The 21,415-nt window shown below is 39.2% G+C and carries 17 protein-coding genes and 2 tRNA genes; 7 read left to right on the forward strand and 12 right to left on the reverse strand.

Annotated features, from left to right (window positions below; all coding sequences use genetic code 11):
• Positions 1–212: 212 nt before the first annotated feature.
• Positions 213–1,139 (forward strand): malate dehydrogenase, encoded by a 927-nt coding sequence (locus MED217_RS04205; RefSeq protein WP_009779238.1) that lies wholly within the window; start codon positions 213–215, stop codon positions 1,137–1,139.
• A gap of 72 nt (positions 1,140–1,211) precedes the next feature.
• On the opposite strand, the gene MED217_RS04210 is transcribed toward MED217_RS04205, so the two are convergent.
• Positions 1,212–3,770 carry an adenosylcobalamin-dependent ribonucleoside-diphosphate reductase gene (locus MED217_RS04210; RefSeq protein WP_009779239.1) on the reverse strand — a complete coding sequence of 853 codons (2,559 nt, stop codon included), beginning with the start codon at positions 3,768–3,770 and terminating at the stop codon, positions 1,212–1,214.
• A 641-nt stretch (positions 3,771–4,411) separates the two neighbouring features.
• Between MED217_RS04210 and secDF the strand changes: the two genes are divergently transcribed.
• Complete coding sequence (gene secDF / locus MED217_RS04215; RefSeq protein WP_009779240.1) at positions 4,412–7,426, forward strand: protein translocase subunit SecDF; 3,015 nt, start codon at positions 4,412–4,414, stop codon at positions 7,424–7,426.
• Between the two features lie 69 nt (positions 7,427–7,495).
• On the opposite strand, the gene MED217_RS04220 is transcribed toward secDF, so the two are convergent.
• The 9 genes from MED217_RS04220 to MED217_RS19320 all read right to left on the reverse strand — a co-directional run bounded on the left by MED217_RS04220 (position 7,496) and on the right by MED217_RS19320 (position 15,992).
• Complete coding sequence (locus MED217_RS04220; protein WP_009779241.1) at positions 7,496–8,413, reverse strand: glutaminase; 918 nt, start codon at positions 8,411–8,413, stop codon at positions 7,496–7,498.
• Entirely contained in the window at positions 8,410–9,138 is a 729-nt protein-coding gene (locus tag MED217_RS04225) for a hypothetical protein (RefSeq protein WP_154648903.1), read from the reverse strand. Before MED217_RS04225 ends, MED217_RS04220 begins: the two co-directional genes overlap by 4 nt.
• On the reverse strand, positions 9,090–9,575 hold the full coding sequence (locus tag MED217_RS04230) for a DUF192 domain-containing protein (protein WP_009779243.1): 486 nt from the start codon (positions 9,573–9,575) through the stop codon (positions 9,090–9,092). Before MED217_RS04230 ends, MED217_RS04225 begins: the two co-directional genes overlap by 49 nt.
• A 12-nt stretch (positions 9,576–9,587) precedes the next feature.
• Positions 9,588–10,517 carry a prolipoprotein diacylglyceryl transferase gene (lgt, locus tag MED217_RS04235; protein ID WP_009779244.1) on the reverse strand — a complete coding sequence of 310 codons (930 nt, stop codon included), beginning with the start codon at positions 10,515–10,517 and terminating at the stop codon, positions 9,588–9,590.
• A 48-nt stretch (positions 10,518–10,565) separates the two neighbouring features.
• Complete coding sequence (yidD, locus tag MED217_RS04240) at positions 10,566–10,832, reverse strand: membrane protein insertion efficiency factor YidD (RefSeq protein WP_394330415.1); 267 nt, start codon at positions 10,830–10,832, stop codon at positions 10,566–10,568.
• A 9-nt stretch (positions 10,833–10,841) separates the two neighbouring features.
• Complete coding sequence (cysS, locus tag MED217_RS04245; protein ID WP_009779246.1) at positions 10,842–12,329, reverse strand: cysteine--tRNA ligase; 1,488 nt, start codon at positions 12,327–12,329, stop codon at positions 10,842–10,844.
• Between the two features lie 68 nt (positions 12,330–12,397).
• Positions 12,398–13,078, reverse strand: coding sequence for a GTP cyclohydrolase I FolE (folE, locus tag MED217_RS04250; RefSeq protein WP_009779247.1), 681 nt, complete (start codon positions 13,076–13,078; stop codon positions 12,398–12,400).
• 190 nt (positions 13,079–13,268) lie between these two features.
• Entirely contained in the window at positions 13,269–14,765 is a 1,497-nt protein-coding gene (locus tag MED217_RS04255; protein ID WP_009779248.1) for an OmpP1/FadL family transporter, read from the reverse strand.
• A gap of 30 nt (positions 14,766–14,795) precedes the next feature.
• Positions 14,796–15,992, reverse strand: a complete 1,197-nt coding sequence (locus tag MED217_RS19320; protein ID WP_009779249.1) for a hypothetical protein — start codon at positions 15,990–15,992, stop codon at positions 14,796–14,798.
• Between the two features lie 131 nt (positions 15,993–16,123).
• On the opposite strand from MED217_RS19320, the gene proS reads away from it, so the two are divergent.
• The 4 genes from proS (at position 16,124) to rpsT (ending at position 18,130) form a co-directional block, all read left to right on the forward strand.
• Positions 16,124–17,596, forward strand: coding sequence for a proline--tRNA ligase (proS, locus tag MED217_RS04265; protein WP_009779251.1), 1,473 nt, complete (start codon positions 16,124–16,126; stop codon positions 17,594–17,596).
• A gap of 76 nt (positions 17,597–17,672) precedes the next feature.
• Positions 17,673–17,744 (forward strand) — tRNA-Glu (locus MED217_RS04270).
• Positions 17,745–17,787: 43 nt separating this feature from the next.
• Positions 17,788–17,859 (forward strand) — tRNA-Glu (locus MED217_RS04275).
• A 22-nt stretch (positions 17,860–17,881) separates the two neighbouring features.
• On the forward strand, positions 17,882–18,130 hold the full coding sequence (gene rpsT, locus MED217_RS04280) for a 30S ribosomal protein S20 (RefSeq protein ID WP_009779252.1): 249 nt from the start codon (positions 17,882–17,884) through the stop codon (positions 18,128–18,130).
• Positions 18,131–18,379: 249 nt separating this feature from the next.
• On the opposite strand, the gene rho is transcribed toward rpsT, so the two are convergent.
• Positions 18,380–20,128 (reverse strand): transcription termination factor Rho, encoded by a 1,749-nt coding sequence (gene rho, locus MED217_RS04285; RefSeq protein ID WP_009779253.1) that lies wholly within the window; start codon positions 20,126–20,128, stop codon positions 18,380–18,382.
• 210 nt (positions 20,129–20,338) lie between these two features.
• On the opposite strand from rho, the gene MED217_RS04290 reads away from it, so the two are divergent.
• A complete protein-coding gene (locus tag MED217_RS04290; RefSeq protein ID WP_009779254.1) occupies positions 20,339–20,749 on the forward strand; it encodes a DUF4293 domain-containing protein in 411 nt (136 codons plus the stop codon).
• A gap of 162 nt (positions 20,750–20,911) precedes the next feature.
• On the opposite strand, the gene MED217_RS04295 is transcribed toward MED217_RS04290, so the two are convergent.
• Positions 20,912–21,403: a metallophosphoesterase family protein gene (locus MED217_RS04295; RefSeq protein ID WP_009779255.1), complete on the reverse strand. Its 492-nt coding sequence runs from the start codon at positions 21,401–21,403 to the stop codon at positions 20,912–20,914.
• Positions 21,404–21,415 lie beyond the last annotated feature (12 nt).

Here is a 21,415-nt window from a genome sequence, read left to right on the forward strand (position 1 = left end):
AAGCCACTTAGAGGTCTATTGCTTTTAAGTGGCTTTATATTTTGAGTAGGTTTTAGAAAAGGAAGTATAAAGCTTAGGATGTAAATCATAACCTAATTTTAGGCTTTTAGAGTCTTAAATGAGTAAATGAAGTCGTAATTTTAGAGCCGCAATCGATAACGCACGCTTATCTGATTTTAAACTTAATTAATAACTTATTTAAATACATACCCATGAAAGTTACCGTAGTAGGAGCAGGAGCTGTAGGTGCAAGTTGTGCCGAATATATAGCCATGAAAAATTTTGCCTCAGATGTTATTCTTGTTGATATCAAAGAAGGCTTTGCTGAAGGAAAGGCGATGGATTTGATGCAGACTGCTTCTTTAAATGCATTTGATACCCGAATCACCGGAACCACCGGAGATTATTCTAAGACAGCAGGAAGTGATATTGCTGTAATTACTAGTGGTATTCCGCGTAAGCCGGGTATGACTCGTGAAGAACTTATCGGGATCAACGCCGGCATCGTAAAGGATGTTTCTTCAAACCTGATCAAGCATTCTCCAGATGTAACCATTATCGTGGTAAGTAACCCAATGGATACGATGACTTATCTTGTGCATAAAACTACCGGACTTCCTAAAAACAAAATTATAGGTATGGGTGGTGCGCTAGATAGTGCGCGTTTTAAATATCGTTTAGCAGAGGCTTTAGAATGCCCGATCTCTGATGTAGACGGTATGGTAATAGGTGGTCATAGTGATACGGGAATGATTCCTTTGACGCGTTTGGCTACTCGCAATAGTGTTTTGGCTTCAGAATTTTTAGCTGAAGATCGCTTAGAGCAAGTGATGGAAGACACTAAAGTAGGAGGAGCAACCCTTACTAAATTATTAGGAACTTCTGCTTGGTACGCTCCGGGAGCTGCTGTTTCTGGATTAGTACAAGCAATTGCTTGTGATCAGAAAAAAATGTTCCCTTGTTCAGCATTGTTAGAAGGAGAATATGATCTTGATGATATTTGTATCGGTGTTCCTGTAATTTTAGGAAAAGACGGTATTGAAAAAATTGTACCTGTAGATCTTTCTGATGCTGAAAAAGCAAAACTTCAAGAAAGTGCTGCAGCTGTTAAGAAAACAAACGGATTGCTAGAGCTTTAATCTCCGGTTCGTTCAGTAAATAAAAAAAAGGCGCTCAATGAGCGCCTTTTTTGTTGGGGAATTCTTAAGCTATTAACCGCATTTTGAAGAGCCACAGCTTTGGCATGTAAGACAACCTTCCTGATATATTAATTCTGATGAATTACAGTTGTCGCATTTTTGCTTTCGGGCGATAGTGCCATCGGCAACATAGCGTTTAAGTGCGCGCGCAACTCCGTTTTTCCACGTATTGATCGAGGCGCTGTCTAATTGTAAACTGTTGGTGAGTTCAACGGCTTTTTCAATAGGCATCCCATAGCGTAACGTAGTTGAAATGAGTTTAGCATAATTCCAATATTCAGGATCAAATTTATGCGACAGACCTTCGATAGTGGTTTTATAACCTCTTTTGTTTTTATACTGAAAGTCATAACGCGAGCTTCCGTCTTCGTTTCGGTTTTTGATTATAAGCCCTTTTTCTACCCAACGCGGAAGTAAAATTCCGTCTTCATCATCTGCGATTCCTGTGAAGATCTCGTAAGGTTTTCCTTCGATCAAGCCTATGAAAGCAATCCATTTTTCTTTATTGTTTTGGAAGCGCACAATATCTGCTTCAAGCACTTGTGGTCTTTTTGTTGGGAATGCGGTTAAGGTTTCGCTGTCTTCCTCTTCATTTTTCTTTTCATCATTAGAGATCAAAACGCCAGAGCGCGAGCCGTCACGATAGACAGTAACACCTTTGCAGCCTGCTTGCCACGCTTCGAGATAGAGCTGCCCTACAAGTTCTTCATCTACATCATTAGGTAAGTTTATGGTAACACTTATGCTGTGATCTACCCATTTTTGAACAGCGCCTTGCATGCGCACTTTATTGAGCCAGTCTACATCATTTGAAGTTGCCTGATAATACGGAGATTTGGCAACGATAACATCAAGCTCTTCCTGACTGTAGTTTTTATCGGTTGCAATGCCATTTATCTGCATCCATTCTTTGAAGCGATGGTGAAAAACAACATATTCTTCCCAAGAGTCACCTACCTCGTCAACAAAATCTACGCGTGCTTCCTTATCGTTAGGATTTACTTTTCTTCGGCGTTTATAGACCGGTAAGAAAACAGGTTCGATACCTGATGTAGTCTGGGTCATTAAACTTGTTGTGCCTGTAGGAGCGATCGTTAGCAAAGCGATGTTACGACGACCGTACTCCAGCATATCGTAGTATAACTTCTCATCAGCATTTTTTATACGCTGAATGAACGGATTATCCTTTTCTCTTTCTGAATCAAAAATTGGGAATGCACCGCGTTCTTTGGCTGCATAAACCGAAGCACGATAGGCTTCTACCGCAATTGTTTTATGTATTTCTACTGAAAATTCATTTCCTGCTTCACTACCATATTTGATGCCAAGAGCAGCAAGCATGTCTCCTTCTGCAGTGATTCCTATTCCGGTACGGCGTCCTTCTTCAGCTTTCTTTTTGATATTTAACCAAAGATTACGCTCTACATTTTTTACCTCGTCATTCTCTGGGTCTGCATCAATTTTGGCCAAAATCGCATCTACTTTTTCCAACTCCAGATCGATGATGTCGTCCATTATGCGTTGCGCTTTGGCAATATGTTTTTTGAACAACTCAAAATTGAAAGAAGCCTCTGGTGTAAACGGCTTTTCTACATAAGAAAATAAATTGATAGCCAATAGGCGACATGAGTCATAAGGACAAAGTGGAATCTCGCCACACGGATTTGTAGAGACTGTTTTATAGCCTAGATCAGCATAGCAATCAGGTACAGATTCGCGAGCGATAGTATCCCAAAATAAAATTCCGGGCTCTGCAGATTGCCAGGCATTGTGAACGATTTTCTTCCAGAGTTTTTCAGCATCGATCTCTTTCTGTTTAATAGGGTTTGGACTAAAAACAGGATATTTCTGCGTATAGGGTTTGTGATCTTTAACTGCCTGCATAAAGCCGTCGTCAATACGTACCGAAACATTGGCGCCGGTAACTTTACCCTGCTCCATTTTGGCGTCTATAAAATCTTCAGCATCCGGGTGATTTATCGAGACCGAAAGCATCAAAGCGCCACGTCTTCCGTCCTGGGCCACTTCGCGTGTAGAGTTTGAATAACGTTCCATAAATGGAACCAAGCCTGTTGAGGTTAAGGCTGAATTTTTTACAGCAGAACCTTTGGGGCGTATATGTGATAAATCGTGACCTACGCCACCGCGACGCTTCATCAATTGCACTTGCTCTTGGTCAATTTTCATAATCCCACCGTATGAGTCAGAGCTACCATCATTGCCAATTACAAAACAGTTAGAAAGTGAACCTACCTGATATGGATTTCCAATACCTGCCATTGGGCTGCCTTGAGGAACGATGTATTTAAAGTTTTTAATAAGATCAAAAACTTCATCTTCTTGCATCGGATTGGGGTAGCGTGCCTCAATGCGCGCAATCTCTTTAGCGATGCGTGTGTGCATATCATCTGGCGTTTTCTCATAAATATTTCCGTCAGAATCCTTAAGCGCATATTTGTTTACCCAAACGCGAGCAGCCAGATCGTCTCCTTTAAAGTATTTTAAAGAGGCTTCAAAAGCTTCATCTTGGGTGTATGTTTTAGCAATGGGGTCGGTGATTTGTGTAGACATTGTGTTTTAGGCTTTAGTGCGGTTAAATGTTTGCTTCGGTTGTGTGAAGTTAGTAGAAATATCGAAATTATAAAACCTGTGATATTCAAAAGTTTACAGTAAAATAATATAAGTACTTGAAAAACAGTATTTTGAAAAATTATCAACATTAAAAAGTTGACAATTTTTTCAATTTTTGATTTTTAAATCTTTGATGTGATGTTTTTATTTGAATGGCTTGATTTGTCGTTTTAATGATTGAAATAGGAGGAGATTTTGAAGAAGTTTTTATCAGGGAGGCCTAGAATATCCAAATCTCATAAAACTGATTTTTGACCGCTGAAAACCTATGGTAAATTGGGCTAATTGATGTATGTGTTCTAATCGTTTTGACTCATTGGTACATCAGAACGGATGAAAATTGAAGGAAATAGATTTAAATGAACCTCTTTTAAGTAGTCTAATCTGGTGTGGTTGAGAGTGTTAAAACTATGAAATTAATTCAATTTTCAGGGGTTATTCTATTGATTGTTAATCCTTTAAAAGGTTAAAGAAATCAAAAAGATATTTATTGGCATTTCTAGGTTGAAACCCTATATTTGCACGTTTTACAAAATCGCCTGAAAAAGGTTCGGGAAGAATTAAATAAATATTAAAGAGTAATGCAAAATAAAGGACTCATTAGAGTATTTGCGATTTTATTTGGGTTGGTGTGTTTATACCAGCTTTCGTTTACGTATTTCACTAATCAAACTGAAGAAAAAGCTGCTGCTTTTGCGGCTGATCAAGTTGCTACTACTGTAGAGGACTATGTTGACAGAAGAGGTGAGGTTGAGCGTCGTTATTTAGATTCTATAGGTAATGATCCAATCGCTTTGGGAATTACGTATAATGACGCAAAAGAGAAAGAGCTTAATAAAGGTCTGGATCTTAAAGGAGGTATGAATGCAATTCTTGAAATTTCTGTTGCAGATATTTTAAGAGGTTTGAGTAACGACAGTACAGATCCTGCTTTTAACCAGGCTTTAGATCAGGCGGCAGAAGCGCAAAAGGATAGTCAAAATAGCTTTTTAGAAGATTTCTTTGATGCTTTTGAAGCGATCCCTGGAGATAACAAATTAGCATCGCCAGATATTTTTGCGAATACGACTTTAGGTGAGAAGGTAAACTTCAATATGACAAATGACGAAGTGGAGCCTATTTTAGCAAAAGAAGTAGAAGAGTCTATCAATTCTGCTTTTGAAGTATTGCGTAATCGTATCGATAAATTTGGTGTTACGCAACCTAACATTCAGCGTTTAGATAATCAATCACGTATCTTGATCGAGCTTCCCGGAGCAACAGATATCGAGCGTGTAAAATTTCAATTAGAAAGTACAGCGCAGTTAGAATTTTATAAAACACATTACGCTTCTGAAGTTGCACCTTATTTATTGCAAGTAAATGCTGAGCTTAAAGAGCTTGTTGCTCCAGCAGAAGAAGAGGAAGCGGTTGCTGAAGTTGATTCATCAGAAAGTACAGATGACTCTATTGAAGAGCTTTTGGCTAGTGAAGAAGATTCTATTAGTCCGGCTCAGGCAAATAACCCATTATTTGAAGTGTTTAGCTTCAATCCTGCTATTCAGCAGTATGCGCAAGCACCTGTTGTAGGATATGCTCAGGTTAAGGATACGGCAACGATCAACCGCTATTTTGCAATGCCAGAAATTGCAAGATTACGTCCACAAGGATTGCGTTTTGCTAAATTCAGATGGGGGATTACAGAAGGGGAAACTGATGTTGTGCCGCTTTACGCATTGCAATCAGATAGAAGTGGATCTCCTGCAATGGACGGTGATGTTGTACAAGATTCACGTCAACAATATACACAAGCAGGTCAGCCTTCTGTAGGTATTGATTTTGAAGGTCAGGGTCCTGGTCAGTGGGCTAAATTAACCGGAGAAGTTGCTACCGAAGGAAATACAATTGCTATTGTGCTTGACGGTACTGTATATTCTGCAGCTTCAGCAAAAGCAGAAATCAAAGGTGGTGCCACTGAAATCTCAGGAAGCTTCACCGTAACAGAGGCACAGGATTTAGCGAATGTTCTCAAAGCGGGTAAACTTCCTGCTTCAGCTAAAATTATTTCTTACGACGTAGTTGGGCCTTCATTAGGTCAAGAGGCAATCAACAGTGGTTTAATGTCATTTGTAATTGCTTTAGTCTTAGTTCTTATTTGGATGGTGTTTTACTATGGTAAAGCAGGTCTTTTTGCAGATGTTGCACTAGCGGTAAACATTCTTTTTATCTTCGGTGTTCTTGCAGGATTAGGAGCGGTTCTAACCTTACCTGGTATTGCAGGTATTGTGCTTACGATTGGTATGTCGGTAGATGCGAACGTACTTATCTTTGAGCGTATAAAAGAAGAGATCGCAAAAGGAAAGTCTCAAAAAGATGCTATAAAGGACGGTTTCAGCAACGCATTGTCTTCAATTCTTGATGCTAACATTACAACCTTCTTAACGGCGTTGATCTTATTCTTATTCGGTACAGGACCTATTCAAGGTTTTGCAACTACTTTAATGATAGGTATTGGTACTTCGTTGTTCACTGCAATTTTTGTAACACGTCTTTTCATTGACGGTTATGGTAAGAATGGTAAGTCATTACAGTTCTCTACAGGAGCAACACGTAATCTATTTACCAACTTCAATAGAGATTTCCTTGCTAAACGTAAGATTGCTTATATAATTAGTGGTGTTCTTATCGTTGTAAGTTTGATCTCTTTATTCACTAACGGTCTGGATCAAGGTGTTGATTTTGTTGGAGGTCGTAATTACACGGTGCGTTTTGAAAACCCTGTAAATGCAACAGAAGTTGAGCAAAAACTTATCGCTGAACTCGAAAGTGCTCAGGCAAAAACGTACGGTGAAGCAAATCAATTAAAGATTACTACAAAGTATCGTATTGATGAAGAAGCTTCAGAAGTAGATGATGATATTCAGCAGAAATTATTTACTGCTTTACAAAGCTATCTTCCATCAGATCTTACCTTCACGCAGTTTGTAAAAGGTGGTTCAACTGAAGATAAAGTAGGTATTTTAGAGTATAACAAAGTAGGGCCAACTATTGCAGATGACATTAAGAAAGATTCTTTCTGGGCTGTTTTAGGTTCGTTAGTAGTTGTGTTCTTATACATTTTATTACGATTCAGAAGATGGCAATTCTCATTAGGAGCTGTTGCGGCAGTATTCCATGATGTTTTAATTGTTTTAGGAATTTTCTCATTGACCTATCAATTTATGCCATTCAATATGGAAATTGATCAGTCATTCATCGCGGCAATTCTTACGGTTATTGGTTACTCGCTTAACGATACCGTGGTTGTTTTTGACCGTATTAGAGAGTTTATGAAAGAATACGGCACAAGCCGTAAAATGGGACTTATAATCAATCAGGCAATCAATAGTACCATTAGTCGTACGTTGAATACGTCTATGACCACTTTAATTGTATTATTGGCTATTTTTATCTTTGGTGGTGCGAGTATAATGGGCTTTATGTTTGCCTTGATTGTAGGTGTCCTCGTGGGTACTTATTCTTCGATCTTTATTGCAACTCCTGTAATGTTTGATACAATACAGAAGAAAGCATTAAAGCCAGAAAAACAAAAAGAGGAAGAAGAGCCAGTGGCTTAACTTGATTAAGTTCGCAAAACAAAAAAGCTCGATTCATTTGAATCGAGCTTTTTTGTTTTTTAACAGTTTCTAAAAAACCGAAATACCTGTTCTGGATGTAAAAAGTTCGAGAACTTTCATTCCTAATTCAGAATTGCCTTTTGCGTTCAAAGGAGGGCTCCAAACCGCGATACAATACTGTTTGGGGTGTAGCGCTACGATGCCTCCTCCTACACCACTTTTGCCGGGAAGACCTACACGGAATGCAAACTCTCCAGATTCATCATAAAAACCACAGGTAAGCATCAAGGCGTTGATGCGTTTTGCAAGAATGGGTTCAAGCGTGCGCGCTTGTTTGCTATGGTCTCCCTTAGGATAGTTTAAAAAAATAGTAAAGGCTTCTGAAAGCTGTTTGCAGCTCATGGCGATGGCGCATTGATGAAAATAAAAATCCAGAACATCATCAACGTTGTGCTGTAAATTGCCAAAGTCTTTCATTAAGTTGGCAAGAGAGGCATTACGAAATTTATGCTTCATTTCTGAAGCTGCGACGCTTTCGTCGTAAGTTATTGTTTGGTCATTTGCGATGTCACGCACGTAGTGTAAAAAGTCTTCTTTTGGTTTTTTGAGGTGTCCCATAAGAATATCTGTGATGACCAAAGCCCCGGCATTGATAAATGGATTGCGGGGAATGCCTTTTTCGTATTCCAGTTGAACTAAAGAGTTGAAAGGGTCTCCTGAGGGTTCAACATCAACACGTTGCCAGATGCTGTTTCCTGCTAATTTTAAAGCGTATGAAAGGCTTATGACCTTAGAGATGCTTTGTATTGAAAAACGCTCTTCTGCATCGCCTAAAGCGAAATGTTCACCAGTTACGCATTGAAGATGTAAGCCAAACTTATGAGCATCCACCTTACCAAGCTCCGGAATATAAGTGGCCACTTTTCCGGTGTTCTTGAATGAGCTTATTTCCTTTTGGATGCTATCTAGAATGCTTTGATAATTCATTCTTTAGGGAAAAATAAATTCCAATTTCTATCTTCTATTAATTGTATTCTGCTGGGAATATATGATTCTCCATTATGAACTAAAGTCTCGCCGTTGGGTTTTATCAAGGCTTGTGAACCGCACCAAGCAGGAGTTCTAAACATTAGTTCTCTTAAAAAATCTTCTTTATCAGAATAGTAGTATTCTGTACTATCATTGGGATTGTTCTCAAGTGTTATGCCTGATTCAAAGAACTCTAGAATAACTATGTTTGGGTAATTTTCTTCGATAAAAGCTTTGCTATTGTCGGTGTAATTTTTCCAGTGTTTTATAACCTTTTTAGTATAGTTGTTTGTTGAATATTGGCTGCACAGATCATTAACATACGTGTAGCAGATGAAAAAAATTGTGCTCTTATCAAACTTCTTGTGCGTGACTTTTTCTAAATACTCTTTGAGTTGATTACGGTTTACAACACCTTGTGTGTATTGCGGGATTAGTCGCGCCACACGGCTGCTGTCTTTAGTTTCATAATCCCACCTTGAATATGCCGAATCGCGATCACGCCAAAGTTTGTCAAATTCCTTTTCTTTTATTTCTTTTCCCTCTATATCAAAATGATATTTTACCCGTTGGGCGGTAGTAGAAATGCTATATAATACAAAAAATAAAAAGAGAATTCTAGAGGTCATATTTGCTATCTCATTAGCTTCCAATCCACCTTGTCGCCTTCTTTGATATCCCAAAGTTCGGCAATACCTGCATTCGTTTCTAAAACATACATTACTGGCACTTCAGAAGGAAGGCTAGTTTCATCCATTGGCTTCGCATTTTCAATGATGGTCGCTATGGTTTTGTCTTTGGTAATGAAAAATAAGTCTAGTGGAATGTAAGTGTTTTTCATGTAGAAGTTGTGCGGGCGCTCATCGTCAAAAATGAAAAGCATAGCTCTGTTTTGTGCCATCGACTCCCGATACATTAAGCCGGTTTCGGTCTCGTACTCCGTTTCTGCTACTTCAATGTTTAAATATACTTTTTCTTGATTCTCTTTAATGATTTGAAGTTTTCCGTCTTGGGTAAAGGTGATTTCTTCCTGAGAAATTTCAGTAGGTTCAGCTTCTTTGTTTTTGCACGAAATGATCGATAAAACTAAAGTAAGCAGGAGAAAGGCTTTTTTAAGCATAGCTGATTAGTATTACGGAGTGTTCTTTTGCTGAAGTGCTCTAATGATTAAAAATACACCTATAATTATAAATGGAATACTTAAGATCTGACCGGTGTTGAAGCCGAAGATCCAGTCTTCACGATTTTCAATTTGGGCACGTTTAAAATATTCTACGATAAAGCGAACGGTCCAGAGTAATACTAGGAAAAGGCCAAAAAGGAAGCCTTCTTTTTTGCGTAAACCGGTTTTCCAGTAAACCAACATAAGAATTAAGAAAACAAAAACGTATCCAAAAGACTCCATCAACTGCCCGGGGAAACGGTAAGGAATATCTGCAATATAATTTGCAAATTGAGGGTCATCAGTCAGCGCTTGATATGCTTTATGTTCGTTAGGAATTCCTGTCAAACGCTGCACTTCATATTTGTTATATTGATCTTGAACAAATTTAATTCCTAGATTCGAATCGGTTATTTTACCCACCATTTCAGAGTTGAAAAAATTCCCAATTCTCACAAAAATAGCGCCTAGTGCTACCGGTAAAATCACACGGTCAAGCAGCCAAAGCACGCTTTTATGCAGTACTTTTTTGTTGTAGAGGTACATCGCAACGATCATTCCTATCGCAGCGCCATGGCTGGCTAAACCTTGAAAACCGGTATACTCGATCTCCGGTACAAATCTAAACGGAAGAAAGACGGAGAGTGGATCTTGCCAAAGCAATTCGGTTTGATAGAAAAAAACGTGCCCCAAACGCGCGCCAATCAGTATAGCTAAAACCGAATAAATGAATAAAGGATCAAGTTTTTCTTCTTCAACCCCTTCATTTTTATAGACCTTTTTCATCAGGTACCAGCCCAAAGAAAAAGCGATGACAAACATTAAACTGTAGTAATGAATTGTGAAAAATCCAAGATCTAAACCTGTTGAAGGATTCCAGGTCATTTTTAAAGGCAGCATAAGCTTTATAAATTTTATGCTGTAAATATAACAAAGCCTAAAAGCTATTTAATCTTTTTTAGGCATTTTATGTGACTTTTCATCACCTGCCGGTGGAACGGGATCGTAACCTGAGCCTCCCCAGGGATTGCAGCTTGCAATGCGCTTTATGGCGAGCCAGCTGCCCTTTAGTGCGCCATGCTGTTGAATCGCTTCTACGCTATATTGAGAGCACGTGGGGGAATACCTGCAGGCAGGCGGGAGAAGCGGAGATAAAAATCTTTGATATAGCCGAATGGGGAAAATGAGTACTTTTTTAGCTAAACTTTTCACCAAACTAGAGTTTTAAGATAGAGTATAGGTTGTTCCTTCACGACCATCCTTAAGTTGAATACCAAGCTCTAATAATTGATCTCTAATTTGATCGCTGGTTGCAAAATCTTTGTTTGCGCGCGCTTCTTTTCTAAGCTGAATCAACAATTCTATGGCTCCGTTTAATTTATCGGTATTGGCTTCGGCGGCTGCATTTACATCCTCTAATCCTAAAACATCAAAAACAAAGGCTTTTATGGTTGTTTTGAAATCTTCAAGATCGGTTTGTGTAATCGCTGCTTTGCTGTCCTTAATTTGATGAATAAACTTAGCAGCTTCAAAAAGTTGCGCAATCAAAATTGGAGAATTGAAATCGTCATTCATCGCATCGTAGCACGATTGCTTCCAGATTTCAACATCTATACTGCTCTTTTCTGAGGTTGGTAATGCTTCTAAAAGGTTTACGGCTTCCATAAGTCGATTGAAACCTTTTTCACTTGCAAGTAAAGCGTCATTGCTAAAGTCTAACACGCTGCGATAATGCGCTTGCATCACAAAGAATCGAGCAACGCTAGGCGAGAAGCCTTTAGTTAAAAACGGACTGTCGCCGGTAAAGATCTGTGCGGGAAAGATGTTGTTCCCGTCGCTTTTAGACATTTTTTTACCGTTAAGTGTAAGCATATTGGCATGTAGCCAATAATTCACAGGATTCTTGCCGTTTGAAGCTTCAGATTGGGCGATCTCACACTCGTGATGCGGAAATTTCAAATCCATCCCACCGCCGTGAATATCAAATTGTTCGCCTAAATATTTGGTGCTCATCGCGGTGCACTCTAAATGCCAACCTGGGAAACCATCACCCCAAGGCGAAGGCCAGCGCATGATGTGTTGCGGTTCTGCTTTTTTCCAAAGTGCAAAATCCTGAGCATTTTTCTTTTCGCTTTGCGCAGTCAATTCGCGCGTATTTGCGATCATATCTTCAAGATTACGACCGCTTAATTTTCCGTAATCGTGACTTTCATTAAATTTTAAAACGTCAAAATAAACCGATCCGTTTTTCTCGTAAGCAAAACCATTATCAATAATCTCTTTGATGATTTCTATCTGCTCAATGATGTGCCCCGTTGCAGTGGGTTCGATGCTGGGAGGAAGGCAATTGAATTTTTGAAGAATCGTATGAAAGTCGATGGTGTACTGCTGCACCACTTCCATGGGTTCTATTTGCTCTAAACGCGCTTTCTTAGCGATTTTGTCTTCGCCTTCATCAGCATCATCGGTTAAGTGACCGGCATCTGTAATGTTTCTCACGTAGCGCACTTTATAGCCCAAATGTTTGAGGTATCTAAAAATCATATCAAAAGACATGAATGTGCGCACGTTGCCCAAATGCACATTGCTATAAACCGTAGGGCCGCAGACATACATCCCAACATTGCCTTCTAGAAGCGGTTTAAAAGTTTCTTTACTTCCGCTTAGTGAATTGTAAACTTTGATTTCTTGCTTCTGGTTTAAAGGCGCCATAAACTTAAAAAGTGCTTAATTTTTTATTGGAATGCGAGTTCTAAAATCTTAAAAATAGAAAAGTAAGATTAAAATGGAGTTTCAAGTTTGATGTAATCTAAAAATTCACGTCTAACCGCTTCTTCTTTAAATTTACCGCCAAACTCACTAGTGACCGTGCTGCTTTCAATGTCGCGAATTCCGCGGCTGTTGACACAAAGGTGTTTTGCATCGATAACACAAGCTACGTCTTCTGTGCCTAAAACTTTTTGAAGTTCTTGAACCACTTGCATTGTTAAGCGCTCTTGAACCTGAGGACGTTTTGCATAATAATCTACCACACGATTCATTTTTGAAAGCCCTACGACGGTTCCGTTAGAAATGTAAGCTACGTGTGCTCTTCCTACGATAGGAAGTAAATGATGCTCGCAGGTAGAATAGACGGTGATGTTTTTTTCTACAAGCATCTCGCCGTACTTATAGTTGTTTTTGAACGTTGACGCTTTAGGCTTTCGTTGAGGATTTAGACCTCCAAAAATTTCGTTTACAAACATTTTTGCAACACGATTAGGAGTTCCTTTAAGACTATCGTCTTCAAGATCCAGACCTAAAGTTTGCATAATGCGTGTCACATCTTCTTTGATTAATTCGATCTTTTCAGAGTCGCTCAGCTCGAAGGCATCGTCTCTTAACGGAGTTTCTGCCGATGTATTGTGGTGATTATCACCTATTTCGTCAATTGCTTTCAATTCTTCGTTCTCAATATTCATTTTCATAGAGCTATTAGTCGCCGCTTGGGCTAAAGGCTTGCAAAGATAGTTAAATTAACAATTTAAAATACTCAAGAAAAAGCACTCATTTTATGAATTACTGCTTTCTAGTTTTTAAGAAGAAAGACCTTCTGAAATTGCTTTCAGAAGGTCTAATTTATCTAATCATAAAAATCTTTTTACTACTTATCTAAAGCTGAAAAGATACCGAAGCCAAAATACTGCTATTTATAGTGTCAATAAATGCTGTATTTGTAAATGCGCCATCATAAAGCGATGGGTTTTGATCTTGTTTTGCCCAGTCGTAAGCTACGTCAATTCTGGTGTTGCCAAAAGAGTATCCAATACCTAAAGAGTACCCGGTGATATCTCCAAGAGTATATTCATTTTCATAAGGGCTTTCAATAAGGCGATATCCTCCTCTAAAACTCCAATTGCTGGCGATGAATTCTCCTCCTAATTTAAAGCTGGAGACTGGTTTTAGTTGGTTGTTGACTTGATTGTTCAGATCATCAAAAAAGGGATCGCTATCAGGTCTAAATCGAATTGAGCCATAATCTTGATAAGAATAATCAAAGCTTAAAAAGCCTCTTTGTCCAAAAACATAAGCGATGCTAGCGGTTAATTTTCCTGGTGTTACTAGATCGTAGTCTTCATAAATATTGATAACATCAGGATCGAGAATAATATTGCCATTTGCTCCTGCCGTCGATAGGTATTGTTCAGTTTCTTCTGAAATCGTGTAAAAGGTAGGTGTGTCATAAGATGCTCCCAAACGCAAGCTGGAAGAAGCGTGATAGATCGCTCCAAACTGTGCAGAAACTCCTGTTCCAAAAGCTCTGTATTCATTATCAAAACGCACGTTAGTTACGGCGTTGTTGGTGCCTGTATTGCTTTCATAAAAAATGGTATTCCTTGTGAAATCAAATGTATGTGCGTTAAGATTAAGTCCTAAATAAAATTGATCACTCAGCTGTGCTGCAGCATTAAACGAAAACTTGCTGCTGTTACCAAAAGTTGTGTATTGATAATCTTGATCAAATGTGTTTCCATTTTGTGCATTGGTGTATTCCGTATTGCTTAGGTCTGAAGAAACAGGATCGATTAAGTAACCCTGATAACCTAGAAAGGCTTGTTGGGCACCAAAACTTGCACTTTCTCCTAGATATTGATATAGATCATCAATGGTTTCGTCAGATTGTAGCTCCAAGAGGTCTAAAGAAGTACCTTGTGCATAACCTAAAAAATAATCAGAAATGGAATTGTTGCTCGTGCCGGAAGCAATAAAGCCATTGTCAAAATCGGTAGTGCGGTCGTAATTAAAGCCGAAAGTCAATTTGCGTAATCCAGCGGCTCCATTCGATACAAATACGCCGCCAAACTGATTCAGGTCAAGATCTGAATCTTCAGTTGCAGTAATGCCATCATTATAATACGTTTGATTATCAAAAGTATCTGAGGATAAGGATAGCGATACAAAACTTCGGTTAAATATTGCAGAACCTGCCGGGTTTACATTAATCGCAGAAACATCACCACCAAGCGCTCCAAAGGCGCCACCGGTACCGCGAAATCGTGCAGTACCTGTGATGTTTTGAGTGCTATAGCGCACGGCGTCTGCTACATTTTGAGCAAAAGTGTATTGAGCACTTATCCCAATAATTAGGAGTGTGAGTAATTTTTTCATCTCTTTAATTTGAAAATATCAAACAGAATTTTATCCGCGACCTCCGCGACCGCCACCTCGTGATGAACCACCGCTACTACGGCCGCCACTACTACGTCCACCACCGCTAGATCTTGCTGGTGAAGCGCTTCGTGTAGGGGTAGAGCTTCTAACCGATCTAGATGATGATCTTGTAGGAGTGCTTACAGAATTTCGTGAGTAAGTGCTAGAGCGTGTTGCGCGTACAGGAGTTGAAGATCTGCTAGAATTTCTGGTAATGGTATTACTAGAGGTTCTTCGGGCATTACTTCGGTATATTGAAGAGTTGCTAGAAGTACGTGTTGCGTTAGTAGCACGAGAAGAATTGCTCGAATTTCTGCTTAATCGGTTGGTATTAACACCAACATTATTTCTGCTGTAAGTTCTGCTGGTTCTTGCATAGTTTACATTAGATCTACGCGAAGATCGTGTTGCAGAACTTCTGGCGTTTGACCTGCTGCTGTAAAGGCTATTTGCACGTCTTGAATTAGAATAAGCGACTCTACCTGTGTTGTATCTTGCGTAGTATCTGTTTCTAATGAATGGAGCTCCAAAATAAATATTGTAGCCATAATATCCATAGAAAGGTGCATTCCAGCCGAAGCCCCATCCACCATATGGATAACCCCAACCGCCAAAGCCCCAGCCGTTGTAAGCATAGCCAAAATATGGGTTACCCCAACCGCCCCAGCCGTAGCCATTGTAAGGATTCCACCAGCCGCCCCAACCAAAGCCGCCATTAGGGTAGCTCCAGCCACCCCAGCCCCAACCGGTATTCCAGAAAGGTCTGTAAAATCCGCCAAAACCTATACGATTATAAAAGTTTGGATAAATGTTTATAGTAATGTCGTCAACGACATCACCCCAACCCGGTTGTGCTTGATAAGCTAAACCTTCATCTAGTATTGCTTCTTCAGTTGTATATTCAGAATTCGAACTGTATGAATCGATGTCTGTAAAAATATCTCCTGACTGTTGTGCAGCATCTAGATCTGCAGCACCTTGATTAAAGTAATTTGCATATACACCGCCATTTGCAGTAGTGCTGGCAACTTCTTGGGTAGGCTCTTCATAAACTGTTGATCGACCGCCGTAAATGCTGTCGTTCATTGTATATTGAGAAGGCCCGCAAGAAATTAACCCTACAAGCGCAAGTAAACCTAAAGCAGGTTTTAAAAGTGTATTTGAAGTAATTGTCAAGCCGCGCATATCATCAGTTATTTATTGTTATACATTGTAAATTTAGCTAGTTTTGCCGTCAATTTTGTGCATTTAACAAACTTGTTGCAAAACTTTAAAATCATTTATAAAGACACAATATTTGTGCCAAAGAAATAATTATGGGAAAGAATTTAACCACAAGAGCAGAAGATTACTCAAAATGGTATAACGAACTGGTTGTTAAGGCAGATCTAGCCGAGAATTCCGGTGTTAGAGGCTGTATGGTAATCAAGCCTTATGGATATGCTATATGGGAAAAAATGCAAGCAGAGCTGGATCGCATGTTTAAAGAAACCGGTCACGAGAATGCGTATTTCCCGCTATTTATTCCTAAATCCTATTTCAGTAAAGAGGCGAGTCACGTAGATGGTTTTGCAAAAGAATGTGCTGTTGTTACGCATTATCGATTAAAGAATGATGAGGATGGAAGTATCATTGTTGATCCGGAAGCCAAGCTAGAAGAAGAGCTTATCGTAAGACCAACTTCAGAAACGATTATCTGGGATACGTATAGAAAATGGATTCAATCGTATAGAGATTTACCAATTAAAGTAAATCAATGGGCAAATGTGGTGCGTTGGGAAATGCGTACGCGTTTGTTTTTACGCACAGCTGAATTTTTATGGCAAGAGGGGCATACTGCTCACGCAACTAAAGACGAGGCTATTGCCGAAGCTGAACAAATGATGCGTGTGTACGCTGATTTTGCTGAGCATTTTATGGCGCTTCCGGTAGTACGCGGTACAAAAACCGAAAGTGAACGTTTTGCAGGTGCTTTAGAAACCTATTGTATCGAAGCTTTAATGCAAGACGGAAAGGCTTTGCAAGCTGGTACTTCGCATTTTTTGGGGCAAAATTTCGCAAAAGCTTTTGATGTAAAGTTTGCTACTAAAGAAGGTGGGCAAGAACATGTTTGGGCAACCAGTTGGGGAGTTTCTACACGATTGATGGGGGCTTTAGTGATGACACATAGCGATGATAACGGATTGGTGCTTCCGCCTAAATTGGCACCTATTCAAGTGGTGATCGTTCCTATTTATAAGGGGGAAGAGCAACTAGATTCTATCTCGCAGGTTGCAAAAGAGCTTAAACGCGAATTACAACTTTTGGGAATAAGTGTGAAGTTTGATGATAGAGATACACATAAACCGGGATGGAAATTTAATGAGTATGAGTTGAAAGGAGTTCCATTGCGTATTGCAATTGGTCCGCGTGATCTAGAAAAGCGTACCGTAGAATTAGCGCGTAGAGATACGCTAACTAAAGAGACGGTTTCTAAAGACGATATTGTAAGCCGCGTACAGGATTTGTTGGTTGAAATGCAGAAGTCCTTGTTTGATAAGGCTAAGAGCTTTAGAGATACGCATATTACCGAAGTAGAAACTTATGATGAGTTTAAAGATATTCTTGAGAATAAAACCGGATTTGTAAGTGCCTTTTGGGACGGAACCAAAGAAACTGAGGAGCGCATAAAGACCGAAACTAAAGCGACAATACGCTGTATTCCTTTGAATGTTAAAGAGGAAGAAGGTGTTTGTGTTTATAGTGGGAAGCCCGCTAAAATGCGTGTTTTATTTGCAAAAGCATATTAATTTAAAAAAAGTTTGTTTTGCTATTGTGCGATAATAAAATATGTGTATTTTTGCATCCGCAATTAAGCAAAATAATGGTCCGTTCGTCTAGGGGTTAGGACGCCAGGTTTTCATCCTGGTAACAGGGGTTCGATTCCCCTACGGACTACGAAAAGATTCACACCTAACGTGTGAGCGTTATTAAACTTAATGGCCCGTTCGTCTATCGGCTAGGACGCCAGGTTTTCATCCTGGTAAGAGGGGTTCGATTCCCCTACGGGCTACAATTTAAAACAGAGCAAGGTAATGGCAAATCACAAGTCATCTTTAAAAAGAATTAGAAACAGCGAGACTAAGCGTTTAAGAAATCGCTACCAAAGTAGAACTACACGTAATGCAATGAAAAAATTACGTGAAGCTGATAAGAAAGAAGCAGAGACTTTATTTCCTTCAGTAGTTTCTATGATCGATAAGTTAGCTAAGAACAATATCATTCACGATAACAAAGCTTCTAACTTAAAGTCTCAACTTGCAAAGCACGTAAACGCGCTTTAATAAGTCCTGTTTAAGAATTAAGAGAACTCCCTCGCAAATTGCGTGGGAGTTTTTTTGTTATCTATATTTTTATATGCTTGTTTTCAGTAATGCGAATTAATCGGTTGCTGAAAGTTATTTTAAATAGGACGGTTGTTTCTATTTTAAGTGGTTCTTGCATTGTACGAATTTTGCTTAGCCTAAATAAGAGCACAAAAAAAGCGGCACCCGATAAGATGCCGCTTTTTATATTTAAGATGAGATTGGTTTCTACCCGTTCATAGAGATTAGAAACTCCTCGTTGTTTTTAGTTTGTTTAATGCGATCGCTGATGAATTCCATAGCTTCAATAGGGTTCATATCTGCAAGATATTTACGCATCACCCACATACGCTGAATGGCGTTCTCATTAAGTAACAGGTCATCACGGCGCGTGCTTGAAGAAGTCAAGTCGATCGCAGGGAAGATTCTTCGGTTAGCGATCTTGCGATCCAACTGAAGTTCCATATTACCGGTTCCTTTAAATTCTTCAAAAATTACTTCATCCATCTTAGATCCGGTTTCAGTAAGCGCAGTAGCGATGATTGAAAGAGAACCTCCGTTTTCAATATTACGAGCAGCACCAAAGAAACGTTTTGGCTTGTGAAGCGCGTTGGCGTCAACACCACCACTCAGAATTTTACCAGAGGCCGGCTGAACCGTGTTGTAAGCACGAGCCAAACGCGTGATAGAATCTAAAAGAATAACCACATCGTGACCACATTCTACCAGTCGCTTTGCTTTTTCAAGAACGATATTGGCTACGCGTACGTGCTCGTGAGCTTCCTTATCAAAAGTTGAAGCAACAACTTCACCTTTTACGTTACGTTGCATATCGGTAACTTCCTCAGGGCGCTCATCGATAAGTAAGATCATTTGATAAACCTCAGGATGGTTGGCTGCGATTGCATTGGCAACATCCTTTAGAAGCATCGTTTTACCGGTTTTAGGTTGTGATACGATCATACCACGTTGTCCTTTCCCGATAGGAGCAAACAAATCCATGATGCGTGTTGAGATCGTGCTTTGACGTTCAGCAATATTGAATTTTTCCTTAGGGAATAGCGGAGTCAAATGCTCAAAAGAAACACGGTCGCGTACCACACTTGGGTCCAAACCATTGATTTTTGAAACCTTGATCAAAGGAAAATACTTTTCACCTTCTTTAGGAGGGCGAATAACTCCAAGAACTGTATCTCCGGTTTTTAAACCGAACAATCTAATTTGAGATTGTGAGACATAAATGTCATCTGGAGACGACAGGTAATTATAGTCACTTGAGCGCAAAAAGCCATAACCGTCTTGCATAATGTCAAGAACACCTTCGCTTTCAATTAAGCCGTCAAACTCATAATCAGGCTCTCTGTAACGGTTACGGGTGTCTTTGTTCCCGTTGTTATTATTCGAGTTATTGTTGTTGCGATTGTTGTTATTGCGGTTGCTGTTCGAATTGTTGTTGTTATTCGAGTTGTTGTCCTTAGAATTTCTATTGTTATTCGAATTATTATTTGAATTCGAATTGTTGTCTTTACGAGAGCGGTTATTTTTTGATCTGTTGTTGTCAGATTGCTTCGTGTTGTCGTTGTCTGAAGAAGCCTTTGTTTGTCTTGGTTTGCGCTGTGGCTTTTCGGTTTTTTCTTCAGTTTTACCGCTGGTTTTAGCTTCGTTTTTTTGAGAAGATTCTTTTTGAGGGGTGTCCTTAGAAGAATCTTTTTTCTCGTCATTAGATGCTGAGCGGGTGTTTTTCTTAGGGGCGCTTTTTTGAGTTTTCTTTTGAGGCGCTTTTGATTTTGTAGGGGTTTCAGAAGAAGTCTCTTCTATAACTTCTGCAACCGCTTTGGGGTCTGCGGCTTGATGATCAAGAACTTTATAAACCAGATCTAACTTCTTGAGCGATCGGTATTTAGGAATGTCTAATCCCTTTGCGATTTCTTGTAATTCAGGCAGCTTTTTAGCTTTTAATTCTGAAATAGTAAACATTAATTATAGGTATGAAATTCTGTAATTGAATTGGTTTGAATGCGAACAAAAAAATTTGAGAGAAGATCTAATAATTTTTTTGGCAAGATAAGTAACCTACATAGAAGCGGTTACCATTATGGATACAAGTATACAACAATATTTTTTAATTATTTGGCTCTAGTCTAAAAGAAGTTTTTATTTTTGTCACCCGCAATGCATACATAAGCAATGATTCAACGTATTCAAAGTATTTACTTATTTCTTGCAGCTCTTGTTGCTGCTGGTTTGCACTTCGCAATTCCGGTATATAGTACAGCAGAAGGAGCGCCTGTTTACGCTGTAGATCATCTAGAGTTGGTAACTATGTTTTTTGGTAGCGCGTTCTTATCGTTAATTGCGATTTTTTTATTTAAAAATAGAAAGCTTCAGTTTGTTCTGGGCAGACTTAATATAATATTGAACTTTATTTTGCTAGGTGTATTGGTTTACCAGTCACAACTCTTATCTGGAGGGGCGGCGGCCCCAGAGAAAGGTATTGGGATGCTTATTCCCCTCATTTCTATCGTTTTTATCGCTTTGGCCAACAAAGCAATCAAGCGGGATGAGGATCTTGTAAAATCTGTTGACCGGTTGCGATAGACCTACTATCTTAGTTAATTAGTGCGAAAAACCTGCTAGTATGCCAACTAGCAGGTTTTTTTATAGGATTCTTCATTGAATTTTAATACGCTCAGATTACTTTAGAATTGAAGATTTGTTTCTATAACGCATGCTTTGAGCGCTTTTTCTGCCGTAATTCATTTAGCGTTTCATCTCAATGACTTCGAGATTATCAATCTTGCCTTGATCTACTGTAAACCGAAGCATCGTACGTACCTTATGAAAACCATGTTTTCCAATAGCTCCGGGATTCATATGAAGTAAATTCAATTTGCGATCTGGCATAACTTTCAAAATATGCGAATGTCCGCAAATAAATAATTTAGGAGGATCAGCCTTTAATTCTTCTCGTATTGCCGGAGAATATCTGCCCGGATAGCCGCCTATGTGCGTAATTAAAACATCAACACCCTCACAAGAAAACCTATTGTTCAAAGGGAACTCCTTCCTGATCTCGTGATCATCAATATTACCAAAAACCGCTCGTAGAGGTGCGACATCTTTTAAAGCTTCAGTCACTGCGAGATCTCCAATATCTCCGGCGTGCCAAACTTCGTCTGCTGCTTTAGCATGTTTTAAAATTTGGTCGTCGATGTAACTATGCGTGTCGCTAAGTAAAAGTATTTTTTTCATAACAAAAGTATC

Source organism: Leeuwenhoekiella blandensis MED217 (genome assembly GCF_000152985.1).
GTDB lineage: Bacteria > Bacteroidota > Bacteroidia > Flavobacteriales > Flavobacteriaceae > Leeuwenhoekiella > Leeuwenhoekiella blandensis.